The sequence below is a fragment of the Pseudomonas sp. Pf153 genome (assembly GCF_001269775.1).
GTDB classification, from domain to species: domain Bacteria; phylum Pseudomonadota; class Gammaproteobacteria; order Pseudomonadales; family Pseudomonadaceae; genus Aquipseudomonas; species Aquipseudomonas uvaldensis.
Map to the genome: position 1 here is coordinate 207,290 of NZ_LHVL01000008.1, position 20,444 is coordinate 227,733.

17 protein-coding genes are annotated in these 20,444 nt (G+C 61.8%); 11 read left to right on the plus strand and 6 right to left on the minus strand.

Features of this window, described 5'->3' with window-relative positions; translation table 11 throughout:
• The first annotated feature begins 106 nt into the window (after nucleotides 1-106).
• The gene (locus AD666_RS03835; RefSeq protein WP_172679592.1) at nucleotides 107-2,551 is read left to right on the plus strand and encodes a penicillin-binding protein 1A; all 2,445 of its coding nucleotides are present in this window, start codon (nucleotides 107-109) and stop codon (nucleotides 2,549-2,551) included.
• A 147-nt stretch (nucleotides 2,552-2,698) separates the two neighbouring features.
• Here the strand turns inward: AD666_RS03835 and AD666_RS03840 are convergent, their stop codons facing one another.
• The 3 genes from AD666_RS03840 to rpmE all read right to left on the minus strand — a co-directional run bounded on the left by AD666_RS03840 (nucleotide 2,699) and on the right by rpmE (nucleotide 5,197).
• Entirely contained in the window at nucleotides 2,699-3,967 is a 1,269-nt protein-coding gene (locus AD666_RS03840; RefSeq protein WP_053147743.1) for a malic enzyme-like NAD(P)-binding protein, read from the minus strand.
• 181 nt (nucleotides 3,968-4,148) lie between these two features.
• Nucleotides 4,149-4,934: a thermonuclease family protein gene (locus AD666_RS03845; RefSeq protein WP_053147744.1), complete on the minus strand. Its 786-nt coding sequence runs from the start codon at nucleotides 4,932-4,934 to the stop codon at nucleotides 4,149-4,151.
• A gap of 41 nt (nucleotides 4,935-4,975) precedes the next feature.
• The gene (gene rpmE, locus AD666_RS03850) at nucleotides 4,976-5,197 is read right to left on the minus strand and encodes a 50S ribosomal protein L31 (protein ID WP_053147746.1); all 222 of its coding nucleotides are present in this window, start codon (nucleotides 5,195-5,197) and stop codon (nucleotides 4,976-4,978) included.
• A gap of 290 nt (nucleotides 5,198-5,487) precedes the next feature.
• Between rpmE and AD666_RS03855 the strand changes: the two genes are divergently transcribed.
• The 10 genes from AD666_RS03855 to AD666_RS03900 all read left to right on the plus strand — a co-directional run bounded on the left by AD666_RS03855 (nucleotide 5,488) and on the right by AD666_RS03900 (nucleotide 18,449).
• Nucleotides 5,488-7,707, plus strand: a complete 2,220-nt coding sequence (locus AD666_RS03855) for a primosomal protein N' (protein WP_053147748.1) — start codon at nucleotides 5,488-5,490, stop codon at nucleotides 7,705-7,707.
• Nucleotides 7,708-7,855: 148 nt separating this feature from the next.
• Entirely contained in the window at nucleotides 7,856-9,592 is a 1,737-nt protein-coding gene (gene argS, locus AD666_RS03860; protein ID WP_053147750.1) for an arginine--tRNA ligase, read from the plus strand.
• A 1-nt stretch (nucleotide 9,593) separates the two neighbouring features.
• A complete protein-coding gene (locus AD666_RS03865) occupies nucleotides 9,594-10,298 on the plus strand; it encodes an SPOR domain-containing protein (protein WP_053147752.1) in 705 nt (234 codons plus the stop codon).
• A gap of 208 nt (nucleotides 10,299-10,506) precedes the next feature.
• Nucleotides 10,507-11,037 carry an ATP-dependent protease subunit HslV gene (gene hslV / locus AD666_RS03870; protein WP_007968352.1) on the plus strand — a complete coding sequence of 177 codons (531 nt, stop codon included), beginning with the start codon at nucleotides 10,507-10,509 and terminating at the stop codon, nucleotides 11,035-11,037.
• 54 nt (nucleotides 11,038-11,091) lie between these two features.
• Nucleotides 11,092-12,429, plus strand: a complete 1,338-nt coding sequence (hslU, locus tag AD666_RS03875; protein WP_053147754.1) for an ATP-dependent protease ATPase subunit HslU — start codon at nucleotides 11,092-11,094, stop codon at nucleotides 12,427-12,429.
• A 123-nt stretch (nucleotides 12,430-12,552) separates the two neighbouring features.
• Complete coding sequence (locus AD666_RS03880) at nucleotides 12,553-12,930, plus strand: gamma-butyrobetaine hydroxylase-like domain-containing protein (RefSeq protein ID WP_053147756.1); 378 nt, start codon at nucleotides 12,553-12,555, stop codon at nucleotides 12,928-12,930.
• 274 nt (nucleotides 12,931-13,204) lie between these two features.
• Nucleotides 13,205-14,884, plus strand: a complete 1,680-nt coding sequence (gene phaC, locus AD666_RS03885; protein ID WP_053147757.1) for a class II poly(R)-hydroxyalkanoic acid synthase — start codon at nucleotides 13,205-13,207, stop codon at nucleotides 14,882-14,884.
• Nucleotides 14,885-15,124: 240 nt separating this feature from the next.
• Nucleotides 15,125-15,982, plus strand: a complete 858-nt coding sequence (phaZ, locus tag AD666_RS03890; RefSeq protein WP_053147760.1) for a poly(3-hydroxyalkanoate) depolymerase — start codon at nucleotides 15,125-15,127, stop codon at nucleotides 15,980-15,982.
• 106 nt (nucleotides 15,983-16,088) lie between these two features.
• Nucleotides 16,089-17,771, plus strand: a complete 1,683-nt coding sequence (gene phaC / locus AD666_RS03895; RefSeq protein WP_053147762.1) for a class II poly(R)-hydroxyalkanoic acid synthase — start codon at nucleotides 16,089-16,091, stop codon at nucleotides 17,769-17,771.
• A gap of 57 nt (nucleotides 17,772-17,828) precedes the next feature.
• A complete protein-coding gene (locus AD666_RS03900) occupies nucleotides 17,829-18,449 on the plus strand; it encodes a TetR/AcrR family transcriptional regulator (protein ID WP_053147763.1) in 621 nt (206 codons plus the stop codon).
• 101 nt (nucleotides 18,450-18,550) lie between these two features.
• On the opposite strand, the gene AD666_RS03905 is transcribed toward AD666_RS03900, so the two are convergent.
• The 3 genes from AD666_RS03905 to AD666_RS03915 form a co-directional block, all read right to left on the minus strand.
• The gene (locus AD666_RS03905; RefSeq protein WP_053147764.1) at nucleotides 18,551-19,468 is read right to left on the minus strand and encodes a phasin family protein; all 918 of its coding nucleotides are present in this window, start codon (nucleotides 19,466-19,468) and stop codon (nucleotides 18,551-18,553) included.
• 10 nt (nucleotides 19,469-19,478) lie between these two features.
• Nucleotides 19,479-19,901 (minus strand): phasin family protein, encoded by a 423-nt coding sequence (locus AD666_RS03910; protein WP_053147766.1) that lies wholly within the window; start codon nucleotides 19,899-19,901, stop codon nucleotides 19,479-19,481.
• Between the two features lie 261 nt (nucleotides 19,902-20,162).
• Nucleotides 20,163-20,438: a polyhydroxyalkanoic acid system family protein gene (locus AD666_RS03915; protein WP_053147767.1), complete on the minus strand. Its 276-nt coding sequence runs from the start codon at nucleotides 20,436-20,438 to the stop codon at nucleotides 20,163-20,165.
• Nucleotides 20,439-20,444: the final 6 nt, after the last annotated feature.

Here is a 20,444-nt window from a genome sequence, read left to right on the forward strand (position 1 = left end):
AAATGCTTATAATGCGCAGCGCTTTTTTTCGCTTTGTTGCACGCTCGGGTCCTTCCCCTGCACCTGGCGCCTTTTTCATTCTTTGCCTGGATATCCAAAAGCCTTGATTCGTCTGCTGAAATTTTTCGGATGGTCCATCGTCGCCGTTTTCTGCGGACTGCTCCTGGGTCTGAGCGGTGCGTTTCTTTACCTTAGTCCGGGATTGCCGTCTGTGGAGGCGCTGAGAAGTATTCAGTTGCAGATTCCTCTGCGGGTCTACAGCAGCGACAACAAGCTGATCGCCGAATTTGGCGAAATGCGCCGCACACCGATCCGTTTCGCCGACATTCCGCCCAATTTCATCAATGCGTTACTAAGTGCTGAAGACGACAACTTCGCCAATCATTACGGCGTCGATCCCGGTAGCCTGATGCGGGCCGCGAGCCAATTGGTCAAGAGCGGGCACATCCAGTCCGGCGGCAGTACCATCACCATGCAGGTGGCCAAGAATTTCTTCCTGACCAGCGAGCGCAGCTTCTCGCGCAAGACCACTGAGATTTTGTTGGCCCTGCAAATCGAGCGACAGCTGACCAAGGACGAGATCCTCGAGCTGTACGTGAACAAGATTTACCTGGGCAACCGCGCCTACGGCATCGAAGCGGCTGCACAGGTCTACTACGGCAAGTCGATCCGCGACGTGAGCCTGGCGCAGATGGCGATGATTGCCGGCCTGCCCAAGGCGCCGTCGCGCTTCAACCCGTTGGCCAACCCCGCACGCAGCAAGGAGCGTCGCGACTGGATCCTGGGGCGCATGTACAAGCTCGGCAAGATCAGCGAAGCCGAGTACACCGCCGCGATCAACGAGCCCTTGAACGCCAGCTATCACGTACCGACGCCGGAAGTGAATGCGCCTTATATCGCCGAAATGGCCCGCGCCGAGATGGTCGGTCGCTACGGCAGCGATGCCTACACCGAAGGTTTTCGCGTAACCACCACAGTGCCCAGCAACCTTCAGGAAATGGCCAACACCGCGCTGCACGAAGGCCTGATGACCTACGACCAGCGCCACGGCTACCGTGGGCCTGAATCGCGCTTGCCGGGCAAGACTCGCGAAGCCTGGGCCCTGGAACTGACCAAGCAACGCGCCATCAGCGGGCTGGAGCCGGCAATCGTCACCGAGGTGGGGAAGGACGGCATCAAGGTCCTGACCCGCAACGGCGAGCTGGAAGAGCATGTAAGCTGGGAATCGATGAAGTGGGCACGCCCGTTTCTCAACACCAACAGCATGGGCGCCGCTCCCCGGCAACCATCGGACGTTGCCCAGGTCGGCGACCTGATCCGGGTGCAACGCCAACCGGACAATGCGCTCAAATTCAGCCAGATCCCGGCGGCCCAGGGCGCACTGGTATCCCTCGACCCGCAAGACGGCGCGATCCGCTCGCTGGTGGGTGGCTTCGCCTTCGAGCAGAGTAACTACAACCGCGCCTTGCAGGCCAAGCGCCAGCCCGGCTCGAGCTTCAAGCCGTTCGTCTACAGCGCGGCCCTGGATAACGGCTACACCGCCGCCAGCCTGGTGAACGATGCGCCGATCGTGTTCGTCGACGAGTACCTCGACAAGGTCTGGCGACCGAAGAACGACACCAACACGTTCCTCGGTCCGATCCGTCTGCGCGAAGCGCTGTACAAGTCCCGCAACCTGGTGTCGATTCGCCTGCTGCAGGCGCTGGGCGTGGATCGCACCATCGATTACATCAGCCGGTTCGGCTTCAACAAGCAGGACCTGCCGCGCAACCTGTCCCTGGCCCTGGGCACGGCGACCCTGACCCCGATGGAAATCGCCACGGGCTGGAGCACCTTTGCCAATGGCGGGTACAAGGTCACCCCGTACATCATCGAAAAAATCGAAAGCCGTAATGGCGAGACCCTGTTCGTTGCCAATCCGCCACGGGTACCAACAGGCGAGCAGGCCAGCGACGGCATTGCGGCGCCAGCCACAGAAACGTTCACGGTGAACGCTACCCCGGGTGAAGCCGCGACCGCCCCGGCGGTACCACAGGCACCAGCCATCGCCGAACGTATTGTCGATGGCCGTACCACTTACATCCTCAACAGCATGCTGCAGGACGTGATCAAGCTCGGCACGGGCCGCCGTGCATTGGCCCTGGGCCGTAGCGACCTGGCGGGCAAGACCGGCACCACCAATGAATCCAAGGACGCCTGGTTCTCGGGTTACAACGGCGATTACGTGACCACTGTCTGGACCGGGTTCGACCAACCGGAAAGCCTCGGTCGTCGCGAGTTCGGTGGCACCGTGGCGTTGCCGATCTGGATGAGTTACATGGGCGCCGCCCTCAAGGACAAACCGCCCCATACCCAACCGGAGCCGGAAGGCATCCTCAGCCTGCGGGTCGACCCGGCCAGCGGCCGTGCGGCCACGCCAGGCACCCCAGGGGCGTATTTCGAACTGTTCAAGAGCGAAGACACCCCGCCATCGGTCAACGAGCTGGGCAACGGCGTCGCGCCAGGCAGCCCGCTGCCGGCGGACGAAGCGGCGCCGATTGATTTGTTCTAGGGAAGCAGCGGCGAGCTTCAAGCCGCAAGCTTCAAGTAAAGCCAAAGCAAGCGCGGTAGGCCTCGCTTCTCATGCAGCTTGAAGCTTGCCGCTCGAAGCCCATAAAAAAACCTGGCCGAGGCCAGGTTTTTTTATGGGCGGCTGCTTTTAACCGTTGAACACGTCATCCACGCTCTTGAGCGGGTAGTTCTTCGGATACGGCAGGGTCGCCACGCCGGTCTCGATCGCGGCCTTGGCCACGGCGTCGGAGATCAGGGTGATCAGGCGGGCGTCCATTGGTTTCGGAATGATGTACTCACGACCGAATTCCAGCTTGATGCCGCCATAGGCGTCGCACACTTCCTGGGGAACCGGCAGCTTGGCCAGCTCACGCAGAGCGTTGGCGGCCGCGACTTTCATTTCTTCGTTGATGCGCTTGGCGCGAACGTCCAAGGCCCCACGGAAGATGAACGGGAAGCCCAGCACGTTGTTCACCTGGTTCGGATAGTCCGAACGACCGGTGGCCATGATCACGTCGCTGCGGGTGGCGTGAGCCAGCTCCGGGGAGATTTCCGGGTCCGGATTCGAGCAGGCGAACACGATCGGGTTCGGTGCCATGCGCAACAGGTTTTCCGGGCTCAGCAGGTTCGGACCCGACAGACCGACGAACACGTCGGCGCCGTCCAGCGCCTCAGCCAGGGTGCGCTTGTCAGTGGCGTGGGCGAAGACCGCCTTGTACTGGTTCAGGTCGGTACGGCCGGAGTGGATCACACCGGTACGGTCGACCATGAAGATGTTTTCGATCCGGGCGCCCATGCTCACCAGCAATTTCATGCAGGAGATGGCCGCAGCGCCGGCACCCAGGCAGACGATCTTGGCTTCCGGCAGAGTCTTGCCGGCGATTTCCAGGGCGTTGATCATGCCGGCCGCAGTCACGATCGCGGTGCCGTGCTGGTCATCGTGGAACACCGGAATGTCACACTGCTCGATCAGAGCGCGCTCGATCTCGAAGCACTCGGGAGCCTTGATGTCTTCCAGGTTGATGCCGCCGAAAGTGATGGAGATACGCTTGACGGTGTCGATGAAGGCTTGCGGGCTCTCGGAGTCGACTTCAATGTCGAACACATCGATACCGGCGAAGCGCTTGAACAGCACGCCCTTGCCTTCCATGACCGGTTTGGAAGCCAGTGGACCGAGGTCACCCAGGCCGAGGATCGCGGTGCCATCGGAAATGACTGCAACCAGATTGCCCTTGCCGGTGTATCTGTAGGCCAGTTCCGGGTCGCGAGCGATTTCGCGTACGGGTTCGGCTACGCCGGGGCTGTAGGCCAGCGACAGATCGCGGGCAGTAGCGGTGGCCTTGGTGAGCTCGACACTCAGCTTTCCTGGACGAGGATTAGCGTGATATTCGAGAGCGGCAGTTTTCAGATCAGACATGTGGGCATTCCGCTTTTTACTGTGTTGGACAGACGGACCGCCGAGGATACGCCCCTCGCAAAGTCCCTACAAGACTGGCCGGTCACCCTTGTCAAGCGGCCTGCCCTACGACTTTGGGCCAAGAGCCGCTAAACACAAGGGCTTGATGCATACAATTCAACTGAAAAATGTCTACAGTTTTTTATCGAGGCAGAGCGACCAGCATCGCCGGATCAGTCAAAGGCAATAACCAGCGATCCCGTCCCGGTTCGAGCGCCCCGCGCCTCGACCGATCCACCACCCAGCCGCGCGCCTCGATCTGCTTCCCCTGCAGACGCTCAAGCGAAGCCATATCGAAACGGCTCATCCAATTGGGAGCAACATGCAGTACAACCGCCCCCTCCAATTGGAGCCAAACACCGCCACGATTGCGCCTGACGGAATTCACGCGACCGCTGAGCACTGCGAAACCAGGCGCCCCGACCTGCTGCGCCTTGAGCACCGGCGAACGCTTCCAGAGCCCTAGGCGCGCTTCACGGGCCTGACGCTCGGCGGTCCGCTGGCAGTCCGCCAAGTCGGTATTCGGCGCCACCGCCACCTGGAAACCCAGGCCCTCGGCGAGCAGTTGCGCTTCGAGGTTTTTGCCGTCGGCACCATAGACGTGAGCCAAAGTGCGCCCATAGCGATCCCGGCCCTCCCGGCCGGGAAGCAGGCCCACTTGCCCGTCGCCGGCAGCCACCAGCGTTTCGAGACGACGCCGGGCCGCAACGGCGAAGGGCTCGTCGGAGCGGCCCTGACGGCCCAGCTCGGGACTGTTGAGACCGATCATGCGCACGCTTCGGCCATCTGCCAGGCGCAGGGTGTCGCCATCGACCACCCGCTGGACCTTCGCCCGAACCAGGCCCGCCGGCGCCGGACAGAAGGCTTCGGCCCCGCTCAGCCAAATCGCAGACACAAAAAAGGCGCCCACCAGGGACGCCTTTTTCATCAATCTGGAGCCGCCGGAACGAGCCTCCAAAATGATCAGCCTCAGGCCTTTTTGGTAGCGCCGAAAGCACCGAAACGGTCGGCGAACTTCTGAACGCGGCCACCGGTGTCCAGAGTCTTTTGCTTACCGGTGTAGAACGGGTGGCATTCGTTGCAAACGTCGATCGCCAGGGCTTTGCCGTAGGTCGAACGGGTTTCGAACTTGTTGCCGCAGCTGCAGGTCACGGCAACGGCTGGGTATTCTGGATGGATATCGGCTTTCATGATGTTTTCCTCAGGCTAGCGTGCCGCCACCCAACACTATTGTTGAATACCGCACGTAATTAGGGCGCGGATTCTACCAGACATCGACAATGACGCAAGCTATGCCTTGTACCAACCGTCTGCTAGGCTCCCCGCCTCAAGCACCATTCCAGTGTGGGAGCGGGCTTGCTCGCGAAAGCGGCGGCACAGTCGGCATCATTGCAAACTGACCCACTGCTTTCGCGAGCAAGCCCGCTCCCACAGGGATTTGTGCCCAGCCTTTGAACGTGTCCGTACCGAGAATCCCCCGCGTGCCCGACGCCATCCTGCGCCTCGCCCTGCCTTCGCCCCTGCGCCGCCTGTTCGACTACCGCGCTCCGGCCGGGGTCCCACGCGCCCGGTTGCAACCCGGCATGCGCCTGCGGGTGCCATTCGGTCGACGCGAAATGATCGGCATCCTGGTGGAAGTCACCGACCATAGCGAGGTCCCGGCCGACAAGCTCAAACCGGCCCTTGCGCTGCTCGATGCCACGTCACCGCTGCCGGCGTCACTGTTCAAGCTGTGCCTGTGGACGGCCCAGTATTACCAGCACAGCCTGGGCGACACCTTGAGCTGGGCGCTGCCGGTGCTGTTGCGCCAGGGCGAACCGGCGGAGGCGCGCCAGGAGCGGTTCTGGTCCGTGGCGCCGGGGGCGTCGACGGACGACCCGCGCATCGCCCGCGCGCCTCGTCAGCGCGAAGCCCTGGCGACCCTGGCCCAGCATCCCCATGGTGTGGCCCACGCCTTGCTGAGCAAGCTGATGCTCAGCAAGGACAGCCTCGACCTCCTGCTGGCAAAAGAGCTGGTCCAGGTGGAGGTCCGCCGGCACGCGCCGGGCGTGCGCCACGAACATTGGCTGGCCCAGCCGGAACTGCCGCTCAATGCCGAACAACGGGCTGCCTGCGAGGCAATTCGCGCCGGGTTCGACAGCTACCACGCCTTCCTGCTGGCCGGCGTCACCGGCAGCGGCAAGACCGAGGTCTACCTGCAGCTGATCCGCCAGACCCTCGAAGCGGGCAAGCAGGCCCTGGTGTTGATTCCGGAAATCAACCTCGGCCCGCAAACGCTGGCGCGTTTCGAACAACGCTTCAACGCCCGGATCGCCCTGGTGCACTCGGCGGTCAACGACCGCGAGCGCCTCGAAGCCTGGCTCGCGGCACGGGATGGCGAGGCCGACATCATCATCGGCACCCGCTCGGCCCTGTTCACGCCGATGAAAAATCCCGGTCTGATCATCATCGACGAAGAACACGACGGCTCCTATAAACAGCAGGAAGGCCTGCGCTATCACGCCCGTGACCTGGCATTGGTACGCGCCCGCCAGGAGAACATCCCCATCGTCCTCGGTTCGGCGACGCCGTCCCTGGAAAGCCTGCACAACGCCTACACCGGCCGCTACGGCCTGTTACGCCTGAACGAACGGGCCGGCGGTGCGAAACAACCGCGCTTCCTGCGCCTGGATGTAAAAAGCCGGCCACTGGACAGCGGCATTTCCGGGCCGATGCAACAAGCCATCGGCCAGACCCTGGCTGCCGGACAGCAAGTCCTGGTGTTTCTCAATCGCCGGGGGTTCGCCCCGACCCTGTTGTGTCACGACTGTGGCTGGATGTCCGGCTGCGAGCGCTGCGACGCCCGGATGACCGTGCATCAACGCTACGGTGAATTACGCTGCCACCATTGCGGACACACCGAACGCGTGCCAAGGCATTGCCCGCAATGCGGCAAAGTGGACTTGCGCCCGGTAGGCGCCGGCACCGAGCGCGCCGAAGAACGGCTGGGCATCTTGTTTCCCGATTACCCGGTGCTGCGGGTGGATCGCGACAGCACATCGCGCAAAGACGCGATGAATCAGTTGTTCGCCACCATCCAGAAAGGCCAGCCGTGCATCCTGGTGGGCACGCAGATGCTCGCCAAGGGACATCACTTCCCCCGGGTGACGCTGGTATCGATCCTCGACGCCGACGGAGGGCTGTTCTCCGGTGACTTCCGCGCCAGCGAGCGCATGGCGCAGTTGATTGTCCAGGTTGCCGGCCGGGCCGGGCGCGCCGAGGAGCCGGGCAGGGTGATCATCCAGACCCATCTGGCGGACCACCCTCTGCTGATACAACTGACTGAAGAAGGCTATTTCGCTTTCGCCGAGCAGGCCCTGAGCGAACGCCGCAGCGCCGGCCTGCCACCGTTTGCCCACCTGGCACTGTTGCGGGCCGAAGCCCATAAACCGGGACAGGCCGAAGGCTTCCTCGACGACGCGTGCAGCGAGGCCGAGCGTTTGCTGGCGGAACAGAACCTCACCGGGATCGAACTGTTGGGCCCAGTGCCGGCTCCGATGGAGCGGCGGGCCGGACGCTATCGGGCGCAGCTGTTATTACAGGCCAATGCCCGGGCGCCACTGCACCGACTATTGAGTGCCTGGCTGCTGGTGCTGGAACAAATGCCCAGTGGGCGGGCGGTGCGCTGGTCGCTGGATGTGGATCCGGTGGATTTGTATTGAATTCAAAATCGCGATGAGGCCCGAATAATCACCACACAGCCCCAACCGACCCGCTACAGTTGGCAAGCCCGCCTTCGCCACGGATAATGCCCAGTTTTTCCACCAGCGCATCGAAGCGCCGCCGCGCCTGCGGTTGAAAGAGAAGACCATGAAAGACACCATTCGCCAGCTCATCCAGCAAGCCATCACCCAACTCGTCGCTGAAGGTGTGTTGCCAGAAGGCCTGTCGCCGGCGATTCAGGTCGAAAACACCCGCGACAAGACCCACGGCGATTTCGCCAGCAACATCGCCATGATGCTGGCCAAGCCGGCCGGCATGAAGCCGCGGGACCTGGCCGAGAAAATCATCGCCGCGCTGCCGGCCGACGAAAACGTCGCCAAAGCGGAGATCGCCGGCCCCGGGTTCATCAATTTCTTCCAGAACGCCCAGGCCCTGGCCTCGCGCCTGGACGCGGCCTTGGCCGACGAGCGCATCGGCGTGCGCAAGGCCGGCCCGCTGCAGCGCACCGTGGTGGACCTGTCGGCCCCCAACCTCGCCAAGGAAATGCACGTCGGCCACCTGCGCTCGACCATCATCGGCGACGGCGTGGCCCGGGTGCTGGAGTTCCTTGGCGACACCGTGATCCGTCAGAACCATGTGGGCGACTGGGGCACCCAGTTCGGCATGCTGATGGCTTATCTCCAGGAAAACCCGATTACCAGCGATGAACTGTCGGACCTGGAGAACTTCTACCGCGCCGCCAAGCAGCGCTTTGACGAATCCCCGGAGTTCGCCGACCGTGCCCGTGGCCTGGTGGTCAAGTTGCAGGCCGGCGATGCCGAGTGCCTGGCGCTGTGGACCCGGTTCAAGGACATCTCGCTGTCCCATTGCCAGAAAATCTACGAGTTGCTGAACGTCAAACTGACCATGGCCGACGTCATGGGCGAAAGCGCCTATAACGATGACCTGATCAACGTGGTCAACGACCTCAAGGCCAAGGGCATGCTGGTGGAGAGCAACGGCGCCCAGTGCGTGTTCCTCGACCAGTTCAAGACCGCCGACGGCGAGCCGCTGCCAGTGATCATCGTCAAGGCCGACGGCGGCTATCTCTATGCCACTACCGACCTCGCGGCCGTGCGCTATCGCAACGGTGTGCTCAAGGCGGACCGGGTCCTGTACTTCGTCGACCAGCGTCAGGCCCTGCACTTCCAGCAAGTGTTCGAAGTGGCCCGTCAGGCCGGCTTCGTACCGCGCCCGATGGAAATGGAACACATGGGCTTCGGCACCATGAACGGCGCCGACGGCCGTCCGTTCAAGACCCGCGACGGCGGCACGGTGAAGCTGATCGACCTGTTGACCGAAGCCCAGGAGCGCGCCTATGCGCTGGTCAAGGGCAAGAACCCGGACCTGGCCGAAGACGAGCTGCGCCAGATCGCCAAGGTCGTGGGCATCGATGCGGTGAAATATGCCGACCTGTCCAAGCACCGCACCAGCGACTACAGCTTCAACTTCGACCTGATGCTCAACTTCGAAGGCAACACAGCTCCGTACCTGTTGTACGCCTACACCCGCGTGGCCGGCGTGTTCCGCAAGCTCGGCAAGGGCTTCGATGAAGTCGAAGGGCGGATCGTGCTCGAAGCGGCCCAGGAGCAGGAACTGGCGGCGAAACTGGCGCAGTTCGGCGAAGTGCTCAATAACGTGGCCGACAAAGGCACGCCGCATACCCTGTGTGCGTATCTGTATGACGTGGCCGGCCTGTTCTCCAGCTTCTACGAGAATTGCCCGATCCTCAATGCCGATACCCCCGAGCAAATGCAAAGCCGCCTGCGCCTTGCCGCGCTGACTGCGCGCACGCTCAAGCAGGGCCTGGAACTGCTGGGCCTGGAAACCCTGGAGCGCATGTAAGTTGGCCGCCAAGAAAAAACCTGCACCCAAGCGCGGCGCCAGTCGTTACCAGCCCCCGGCCAAAAAGCCGATTCCGGGCTGGTTGTGGATGGCTATCGGCCTGACGGTTGGCGCTTTCATTGTTTTCCTGATGAAGCTGGAACCGGGTCAGGGCGATGACGTCAAGCGCGTCAAGCAAGAGCAGCAGAAGGCCACGCGGATTGCCGAGGCCAACAAGACCCCGCCGAGCCCCACACAACCGGTGAAGCCGAAGTACGACTTCTATACCTTGTTGCCGGAATCGGAAGTCATCGTGCCGCCCGAGGCCGTACCGGAGAAAACCCTGCCGACACCGCAAGTGCCGCAGGTGCCTGCCACGCCGGTCACTCCGGCTGAAGCGGCGAAGATCGACACCGCCCGTGCCCAAGCCGCCCTGGCCGGCATCACGCCGCCACCGGCCCCACCCGTGCAGAAAGCCGCCCCGGTGACGAAGTTCTTCCTGCAAGCCGGTTCATTCCGCAAGGAAGCCGATGCCGACAAGGTCCGGGCGCAGATCATCCTGCTGGGCCAATCCGTGTCGGTGGAGTCCGGGACCGTGAAGGACGAAACCTGGTATCGGGTGCTGGTTGGCCCGTTCAGCAATCGCGAGGAGCTGACCAAGGCCCAGAAGCAACTGGCCGGCAGCGGTTTCAGCAATCTGTTGTTACAACAACGCCAGAGCCGCTGAACATACTGTGGGAGCAAGGCTTGCCCGCGATGCAGCCGCCTCCGGCCCCAAGGGCGAACCGCTTTGACTTCATCGCGGGCAAGCCTTGCTCCCACAGGTAAGGCGAACCGCTTGTCAGCACCCCCGCCCCGCAGTTGAAAAAAACCACACTACCCCCATATGAGTTTTCATCCGGGCATTTTCGCCCCGCTGCGTGGAGACTCTTCCCTTGACCACCATCGTTTCAGTCCGCCGTCATGGCAAAGTCGTCATGGGCGGCGACGGCCAGGTTTCACTGGGCAATACCGTGATGAAAGGCAACGCGAAGAAAGTCCGTCGCCTGTACCACGGCCAGGTCATCGCCGGTTTTGCCGGCGCTACCGCCGATGCCTTCACCCTGTTCGAGCGTTTCGAAGGCCAGCTTGAGAAACATCAGGGGCACCTGATTCGCGCCGCCGTGGAGCTGGCCAAGGAATGGCGCACCGACCGCTCCCTGAGCCGCCTCGAAGCCATGCTCGCGGTCGCCAACAAGGACGCCTCGCTGATCATCACCGGCAATGGCGACGTCGTTGAGCCCGAAGACGGCCTGATCGCCATGGGTTCCGGCGGCGCCTACGCCCAGGCCGCGGCCAGCGCCCTGCTGAAAAAAACCGACCTGTCTGCCCGTGAAATCGTCGAGACTGCCCTGGGCATCGCCGGCGACATCTGCGTCTTCACCAACCATACCCAAACCATTGAGGAGCAGGATCTCGCGGAGTAAGCCTGTCCAGGCCCAGCGCCACGGCTCATTCTTGCTTGAGGACCGCCAATTATTATGTCCATGACTCCCCGCGAAATCGTCCACGAACTCAACCGCCACATCATCGGCCAGGACGATGCCAAGCGCGCCGTCGCCATTGCCCTGCGTAACCGCTGGCGCCGGATGCAATTGCCCGAAGAGTTGCGCGTCGAAGTAACCCCCAAAAACATCCTGATGATCGGCCCGACCGGCGTCGGCAAGACCGAAATCGCCCGTCGCCTGGCCAAGCTTGCCAACGCGCCGTTCATCAAGGTCGAAGCCACCAAGTTCACCGAAGTCGGCTATGTCGGCCGTGACGTCGAGTCGATCATCCGCGACCTGGCCGACGCCGCCATCAAGTTGCTGCGCGAGCAGGAAATCACCAAGGTACGCCACCGCGCCGAAGACGCCGCCGAAGAGCGCATCCTCGACGCGCTGCTGCCTCCGGCGCGCATGGGTTTCAACGCCGATACCGCCGCGACCCAGGATTCCAACACCCGCCAATTGTTCCGCAAGCGCCTGCGCGAAGGGCAATTGGACGACAAGGAAATCGAGATCGAAGTGGCCGAGATGACTGGCGTCGACATCTCCGCGCCGCCGGGCATGGAAGAAATGACCAACCAGCTGCAAAACCTGTTCGCCAATATGGGCAAGGGCAAGAAGAAAAGCCGCAAGCTCAAGGTCAAGGAAGCGCTGAAACTGGTGCGCGATGAAGAAGCCAGCCGCCTGGTCAATGAAGAAGAGTTGAAGGCCAAGGCCCTGGAAGCGGTCGAACAGCACGGCATCGTGTTCATCGACGAAATCGACAAGGTCGCCAAGCGTGGCAACGTCGGCGGTGCCGATGTATCCCGCGAGGGCGTGCAACGCGACCTGCTGCCATTGATCGAAGGCTGCACGGTCAACACCAAGCTGGGCATGGTCAAGACCGATCACATCCTGTTCATCGCCTCCGGCGCGTTCCACCTGAGCAAGCCGAGCGACCTGGTACCGGAGCTGCAAGGCCGCCTGCCGATCCGTGTCGAACTCAAGGCGCTGTCACCGGAAGACTTCGAACGCATCCTGAGCGAGCCCCATGCGTCGCTGACCGAACAGTACTGTGCGCTGCTCAAGACCGAAGGCCTGGACATCGAGTTTGCACCGGAAGGTATCAAGCGTCTGGCGCAGATTGCCTGGCAGGTCAACGAGAAGACCGAGAACATCGGTGCTCGTCGCCTGCACACGCTGCTCGAACGCCTGCTCGAGGAAGTCTCGTTCAGCGCCGGCGACCTGGCCAGCGCCCACCGCGAAACGCCGATCCGGATCGACGCCGAGTACGTCAACAGCCACCTGGGTGAATTGGCGCAGAACGAAGACCTGTCGCGGTATATCCTGTAACCCGGCGTCTTCTCTGTGGGGGCACGGCTTGCCGGCGATGGCGTCTGTCAGTACGCCATCGCCGGCAAGCCGTGCTCCCACAGGGAGACAAGTGGACGCGCCATACCCTACGGATCACAGGCCATGACCAAACTCCCCACCGCCATCAACCTGCACAAGGCCTCCAGGACCCTGACGCTGAAGTACGCGCCGGACGAGGAGTACCACCTGCCCGCCGAATTCCTGCGAGTACACTCGCCTTCCGCCGAGGTCCAGGGCCACGGCAAACCCATCCTGCAATACGGCAAGCTTGGCGTCGGCCTGACCAAGATCGAACCGGCCGGCCAATACGCACTGAAACTGACCTTCGACGACGGCCATGACAGCGGACTGTTCACCTGGGACTATCTGTACCAGTTGGCGGTGCGTCAGGAAGACCTGTGGAACGATTATCTCGCCGAGCTCAAGGCCGCGGGGAAAACCCGCGATCCCAACGAGTCCGTCGTCAAGCTGATGCTCTAGCTCAAGGGCTGGCGCTTTAGGGCGAATTTTCTAGACTCATCTGCTTCAATGCCCGCGCAGCAACGTCAATGACTGGCCTGCTTGCGAAAAAAATTAAACTCGGGTAACCAATGGAGCTGGCAAGTTCCCTGCAAAGGAACCGGGGAGTTTCTTTGCACATGTTTCCTCATTGATCTCGATGCGGAATTAACGGTCACCCGAGCAGCGTACCTGGTATTGGCTGTGTGGCTTTACGGCATGGTCCGGGTACTCGTCTGACAATGGAGCGTCGTAGATGAGCAACAAGAACAACGATGACCTGAAGAACCAGGCTTCGGAGAATACCCTTGGCTTGAACCCCGTCGTCGGCTTGCGCAGGAAAGACCTGCTGGCCTCTGCCCGAATGGTGCTGACCCAGACCCTCAAGCAACCGCTGCACAGTGCCAGGCACGTTGCCCATTTTGGCGTCGAACTCAAGAAAGTCCTGTTCGGTAAATCCGAACTGCAGCCTTCGAGCGACGACCGCCGCTTCACCGATCCGGCCTGGAGCCAGAACCCTCTCTACAAGCGTTATCTGCAAACCTACCTGGCGTGGCGCAAGGAGCTGCACGCCTGGATCGATGAAAGCAATCTCCCGCCCCAGGACATCAGCCGCGGGCACTTCGTGATCAACCTCATGACCGAAGCGATGGCGCCGACCAATACCGCGGCCAACCCGGCGGCCGTCAAGCGTTTCTTCGAAACCGGTGGCAAGAGCCTGCTCGATGGCCTGTCCCACCTGGCCAAGGACCTGGTGCACAACGGCGGAATGCCGAGCCAGGTCGATATGGGCGCATTCGAAGTGGGCAAAAGCCTGGGCGTGACCGAAGGCGCCGTGGTGTTTCGCAACGACGTGCTGGAGCTGATCCAGTACCGGCCCATCACCGAGCAGGTCCACGAACGACCGCTGCTGGTGGTGCCGCCACAGATCAACAAGTTCTACGTTTTCGACCTGAGCCCGGACAAGAGCCTGGCGCGCTTCTGCCTGCGCAGCAACGTGCAGACTTTCATCGTCAGTTGGCGCAACCCCACCAAGGAACAGCGCGAGTGGGGCCTGTCGACCTACATCGAGGCGCTCAAGGAAGCGGTGGATGTGGTCACGGCCATCACCGGCAGCAAGGATGTGAACATGCTCGGCGCGTGCTCGGGTGGCATCACCTGCACCGCGCTGCTGGGCCACTACGCCGCCCTCGGCGAGAAAAAAGTCAACGCCCTGACCCTGCTGGTGAGCGTGCTCGACACCACGCTGGACACCGACGTAGCGCTGTTCGTCGACGAACAGACCCTGGAGACCGCCAAGCGTCATTCCTATCAGGCCGGCGTGCTCGAAGGCCGCGACATGGCCAAGGTCTTCGCCTGGATGCGGCCCAACGACCTGATCTGGAACTATTGGGTCAACAACTACCTGCTGGGCAACGAACCGCCGGTATTCGATATCCTGTTCTGGAACAACGACACCACGAGGCTACCGGCGGCATTCCACGGCGACCTTATCGAAATGTTCAAGACCAACCCGTTGACTCGCCCCAACGCGCTTGAAGTGTGCGGCACGCCGATTGACCTCAAGCAGGTCACCTGCGACATCTTTGCCCTGGCCGGCACCAACGACCACATTACCCCCTGGAAGTCCTGCTACAAGTCGGCACAGCTGTTTGGCGGCAAAGTGGACTTCGTGCTGTCGAGCAGCGGCCATATCCAGAGCATTCTCAACCCACCGGGCAATCCCAAGTCACGCTACATGACCGGCGAAGACCTGCCGGCCAACCCCGAGGATTGGCAGGAAAACTCCACCAAGCATACCGACTCCTGGTGGCTGCACTGGCAAGCCTGGCAGGCCGAGCGCTCGGGCAAGCTGAAAAAGGCCCCGACCGTGCTGGGCAACAAGACCTATGTGGCGGGCGAGGCGGCGCCGGGTACTTATGTGCATGAGCGGTGAGGGCTGCTGCTCGTCTGGCGCGGGGGAGGGCTTGCTCACGAAAGTACTCCCGCAGCCGACATTGAGATTGAATGCAAGGCCCTCTTCGCGAGCAAGCCCGCTCCCACAGTCGGATCGATGTGAACCGGGAGTCCAGGCTCACACCAACCCGTTGTGGGAGCGGGCTTGCTCGCGAAGGCAGCGACTCGGTCTTTCAGACCGAACACAGGTATCCCAGACATGACCCACAGGGCTTGAAGCATGCCGCAACCGTACATCTTTCGTACCGTCGATCTGGATGGCCAGACCCTGCGCACCGCGGTACGTCCCGGCAAGCCTCACTTGACGCCTCTGCTGATCTTCAACGGTATCGGCGCCAACCTGGAGCTGGTATTTCCGTTCATCGAGGCCCTGGACCCGGACCTGGAGGTCATCGCCTTCGACGTGCCCGGCGTTGGCGGCTCGTCGACGCCCAGCCGGCCCTATCGTTTTCCCGGGCTGGCAAAGCTTGCCGCACGGATGCTCGATTATCTCGACTACGGGCAGGTCAGCGTGGTCGGCGTGTCCTGGGGCGGCGCCCTGGCCCAGCAGTTCGCCCACGACTACCCGGAACGCTGCAAGAAGTTGATATTGGCCGCTACCGCCGCCGGCGCGGTAATGGTGCCGGGCAAACCCAAGGTGCTGTGGATGATGGCGAGCCCTCGTCGCTATGTTCAGCCATCGCACGTACTGCGCATCGCTCCACTGATCTACGGCGGCTCGTTCCGTCGCGACCCGAACCTGGCGACCAGCCATGCGGCCCGGGTACGCTCGGCCGGCAAGCTCGGTTATTACTGGCAACTGTTCGCCGGCCTGGGCTGGACCAGCATCCACTGGTTGCACAAGATCCATCAGCCGACCCTGATCCTGGCCGGCGACGACGATCCGCTGATCCCGCTGATCAACATGCGCCTGCTGGCCTGGCGTATCCCCAATTCCCAATTGCACATCATCGATGACGGGCACCTGTTCCTGATTACCCGCGCCGAGGCCGTGGCGCCCATCATCATGAAATTCCTGCAGGAAGAACGTCAGCGTGCGGTCATGCACCCGCATCCCTCCGCGCGGGGTAGCGGTTGACGCCGCTCGTCGCGCCCGGCAGGAAGCCGGAACGCGCAACTTCCGAAACAGCGACTATGTTGTCTGGTTCGGTGTGTTTGTTTTTAGGGTTTAAAGGAGTTGACTCATGCGCGACAAGCCAGCGAAAGGTTCAATGCCCACCCCTGCCCACTTCATGAACGCACAAAGTGCGGTCACTGGCCTGCGAGGCAGGGATCTGCTGTCTACCTTGCGCAGCGTAGCCGCCCACGGCCTGCGCAACCCGGTGCACAGCGCCCGTCATGCATTGAAACTGGGCAGCCAGTTGGGGCGTGTGTTGTTGGGCGAGACCCTGCACCCCACCAGCCCCAACGATAAGCGCTTCGCCGATCCGACCTGGCAATTGAATCCGTTTTATCGTCGCAGCCTCCAGGCCTACCTGAGCTGGCAGAAACAGGTGAAGTGCTGGATCGACGAATGCGACATGAGCCCCGATGATCGTGCTCGCGCTCACTTCGCCTTCGCCCTGCTCAATGACGCCGTTTCGCCCTCCAATACCCTGCTCAATCCGCTGGCCATCAAGGAATTCTTCAATACGGGCGGCAACAGTCTGGTTCGCGGCGTCAGCCATCTGGTGGATGACCTGTTGCACAACGATGGCCTGCCACGACAGGTCACGCCTCAGGCGTTCGAGGTCGGCAGAAACCTGGCGACCTCGCCTGGCGCGGTGGTGTTTCGCAACGAGTTTCTGGAATTGATCCAATACAAGTCCATGAGCGAAAAGCAATACGCCAAGCCGTTGCTGATCGTGCCACCGCAAATCAACAAGTTCTATGTCTTCGACCTGAGCCCTTCCAATAGCCTGGTTCAATACGCCCTGAAAAACGATTTGCAGGTGTTCATCATCAGCTGGCGCAACCCCGATGTGCGCCACCGCGAATGGGGCCTGTCCAGCTACGTCGAGGCAACGGAAGAGGCCATGAACGCCTGCCGGGCGATCACCGGCTCACGCGATGTCAACCTGATGGGAGCTTGTGCCGGTGGGCTGATCATTGCGGCCCTGCAAGGCGTTCTCCAGGCCAAGCGCCAACTGCGTCGGGTCGCCAGCGCCACCTACCTGGTGAGCCTGCTGGACAGTGAGATCGACAGTCCGGCCACGCTGTTCATCGACGAACAGACCCTCGAAGCCGCCAAGCGCCGCTCCTACCAGAAAGGCATTCTCGATGGCCGCGAAATGGCCAGGGTTTTCGCCTGGATGCGGCCCAACGACCTGATCTGGAACTACTTCATCAACAATTACCTGCTGGGCAAGGAGCCACCGGCTTTCGACATCCTCTACTGGAATAACGACTCCACGCGGCTGCCGGCGGCCTATCACGGCGACCTGCTGGATTTCTTCAAGCACAACCCACTGACTCACCCCGGCGGGCTGGAAGTGTGCGGCACGCCGATCGACCTGCAAAAGGTCACCGTGGACAGCTTCAGCGTGGCCGGTATCAACGACCACATCACGCCCTGGGACGCGGTGTATCGCTCGACGCTTCTGTTGGGGGGTGACCGACGCTTCGTGCTGTCCAACAGCGGCCATATCCAGAGCATCATCAACCCGCCGGGCAACCCCAAGGCCACCTACATCGAAAACCCGAAACTGAGCGGCGATCCACGGGCCTGGTACTACGATGCAAAACACGTCGAGGGCAGTTGGTGGCCGCAATGGCTGGGCTGGATTCAGGAGCGCTCCGGTGCTCGGAACGAAACCCTGACAAGCCTGGGCAGCGCGAACTATCCGCCCATGGAAGCGGCGCCCGGCACCTATGTGCGTGTGCGCTGACCTCTCGCCCTGGGCGGGGCAAGGACCGTGGCACGTCTCTATCATTAAGAAGATCGGATGAAAACCCGCGACCGTATTCTTGAGTGTGCCCTGCAGTTGTTCAACGACAAGGGCGAGCCAAACGTTTCCACCCTGGAAATCGCCAATGAAATGGGCATCAGCCCGGGTAACCTCTACTACCACTTTCATGGCAAGGAGCCGCTGGTTCTCGCGTTGTTCGAGCGATTCCAGAGCGAGCTGTCGCCACTGCTGGACCCGCCCGCCGATGCGCATCTGGCGCCGGAGGATTACTGGCTGTTCCTGCACCTGATCGTCGAGCGCCTGGCCCAGTACCGGTTCCTGTTCCAGGACTTATCGAACCTGGCCGGACGCCTGCCGAAACTGGCCAAGGGCATCCGCCAATTGCTCAACGCTCTGAAACGTACCCTGGCCTCGCTGCTGGCGCAGCTCAAGGCGCGTGGACTGCTGGTCAGCGATACCCAGGCCCTGGGGCAACTGGTGGAGCAGATCACTCTGACGTTGCTGTTCTCGCTGGACTATCAACGGGTTCTGGACCGCGAGGCCGACGTCCGGCTGGTGGTCTACCAGATCATGATGCTGGTGGCTCCGCATCTGCCACTCGCGGCCAAGGTGGCGACCGAGCGGCTGGCGTTGCGCTATCTCGAAGACGACGAGTAGTCCCTGTAGGAGCGAGCAGGCTCGCTTCCACAGGGACACGCATCACGAACAAAAACGCCCGACCTTCACAGGCCGGGCGTTTTCTTGTGTGCCCTGAAAAATCAGGACTGACTGGTTGGCGTCGATGGAGCCGGCGCTGGAGTCGGGGTGGCAACCGGGGTCGGAGCCGAGGCGGAGTTTGCCGTACTCGCTACACTCGCTGTGCTCGTCGGGGTTGCCGGTTTGGCCGCTGCCGCCGGTGCCTTTGGCGTGGCCGCTTTCTTCACGGCAGGTTTTTTCGCGGCGGCAGGTTTGGCGGCTGCCTTGGCTGCTGGCTTGGCCGCTGGTTTTGCTGCCGGTTTGGCCGCTGCAGGTTTCGCCGCAGCGGTTTTCGCCGCTGGTTTCGCGGCTGCCTTGGCGGCAGGTTTCGCAGCTGCCTTGGCTGCTGCTACCGGCTTGGCCGCCGCTTTGGCTGCAGGCTTGGCCGCGGCGGTTTTTGCCGCTGGCTTGGCCGCTGCCTTCACCGCAGGTTTGGCAGCGATTTTTGCCGCGGCTTTAACCAGTGGCTTGGCTGCCGTCTTGGTGGCCGGTTTGGCCGCTGCCGTCTTGGCCGCCACCGGTGTGACCTTGGCCCCGGTGAGTTTTTCGATCTGCTTGGTCAATGCGTCGACCTTGCTGTGCAGCGCCTTGACTTCACTGCTGCTGGGCACGCCCAGGCGAGAGATGGCACTGTTAAGGCGCTTGTCGAAAGCCCCTTCCAGTTCGCCCCACTTGCCCAACGCACTTTCCTTCACGCCGCTCATTCGCGACTTGGCAGACCCGGCAGTGTCCTTGGCAGCATCGACTTGCTTGGCCACTGCCGTTTTGGTGAGTTTTTCGGCCTTCTCGCCGTCCTTAACCAGGGACTCGAAGAGTTTGCTGCCGTCAGTGTCGATCTTCGAGTACACGCCTAAACCAGCAAGCCAGATTTTGCGGGAATATTTTTCAATCTTCCCGGCCCACGAGCTGCTTTCTTTTTCGGTGCTTTTTTTGCCAGCCATCCCGTTCTCCTTAATGTTTACGCGCCACACGTTCGAGCAATGCCGTCAGCTCATCGAGCTTGGCAGAGAGTGCCTCAACGTCATGTTTAGACGGAATGCCGATACGATTCAAGGCACTTGCAACACGGGCGTCGAATACCTTCTCGACTTTATCGAGTTGTGATTCGACCCTGGACTTGAAAGTGCTGACCTCGGCCTTGGCCTCGATCAGTTCGCTGTTGGCCGCTTCAAGTTTGCCGGAAATTTTCTTTTTGCCTTTGGTTTCAACAACTTCACCCGCTTTGACCAGCTCCTGGAAGTACTCGCTGCCTTCCTGGCCCACCTTGACATAGGCGCCCAGGCCAGCCAGCCAGATCTTGCGCGCGTAGGTTTTCACGTCGCTCAGCGTGGAGGATTCAACGTCGGTTTTTTTCTTCAGAATAACTTTGGCCATGGTGCACCTCACGGGAAGACAGATGGGAGGAACTGCCCGCACACGGACGGGCTCAGGCACAAAGTAGTGAGAATATTTAGAAACAACACCCTAACAACTGACGCAGTTCCCGGGTGCAATGATATCCGGTGGGAGCGGGCTTGCTCGCGAATGCGGTGGATCATTCAATGTCGATGCCGACTGATCCGGCGCCTTCGCGAGCAAGCCCGCTCCCACAAGGTCCAGTGGAAAACTCAAGACAGCGACAAGCCCTTCGATCGATCAGGCCAGCGCCTTGTCCAGCGCCTTTTCGATTTCCGTCTTGATCATGCCGCTCATGGCCGACATCAGCAGGCCCAGCTTCACATCGACGCGAATCAAGTCCTCGCCGACCTCCACCTGGCCTTCGACTCCGGAGCCCTTGAACTCAAGCGTGTCGCCAGACCACTGCGGCTTCAGGCCGTAGCTGTCGGATAATTTCTGCGCCAACTGGTCGGCCTTCGCGCGGGCCGCTTCCTTGCCCAGGTCGTGGGCACGCTCAACACTGATTCTGGCCATCTGCTG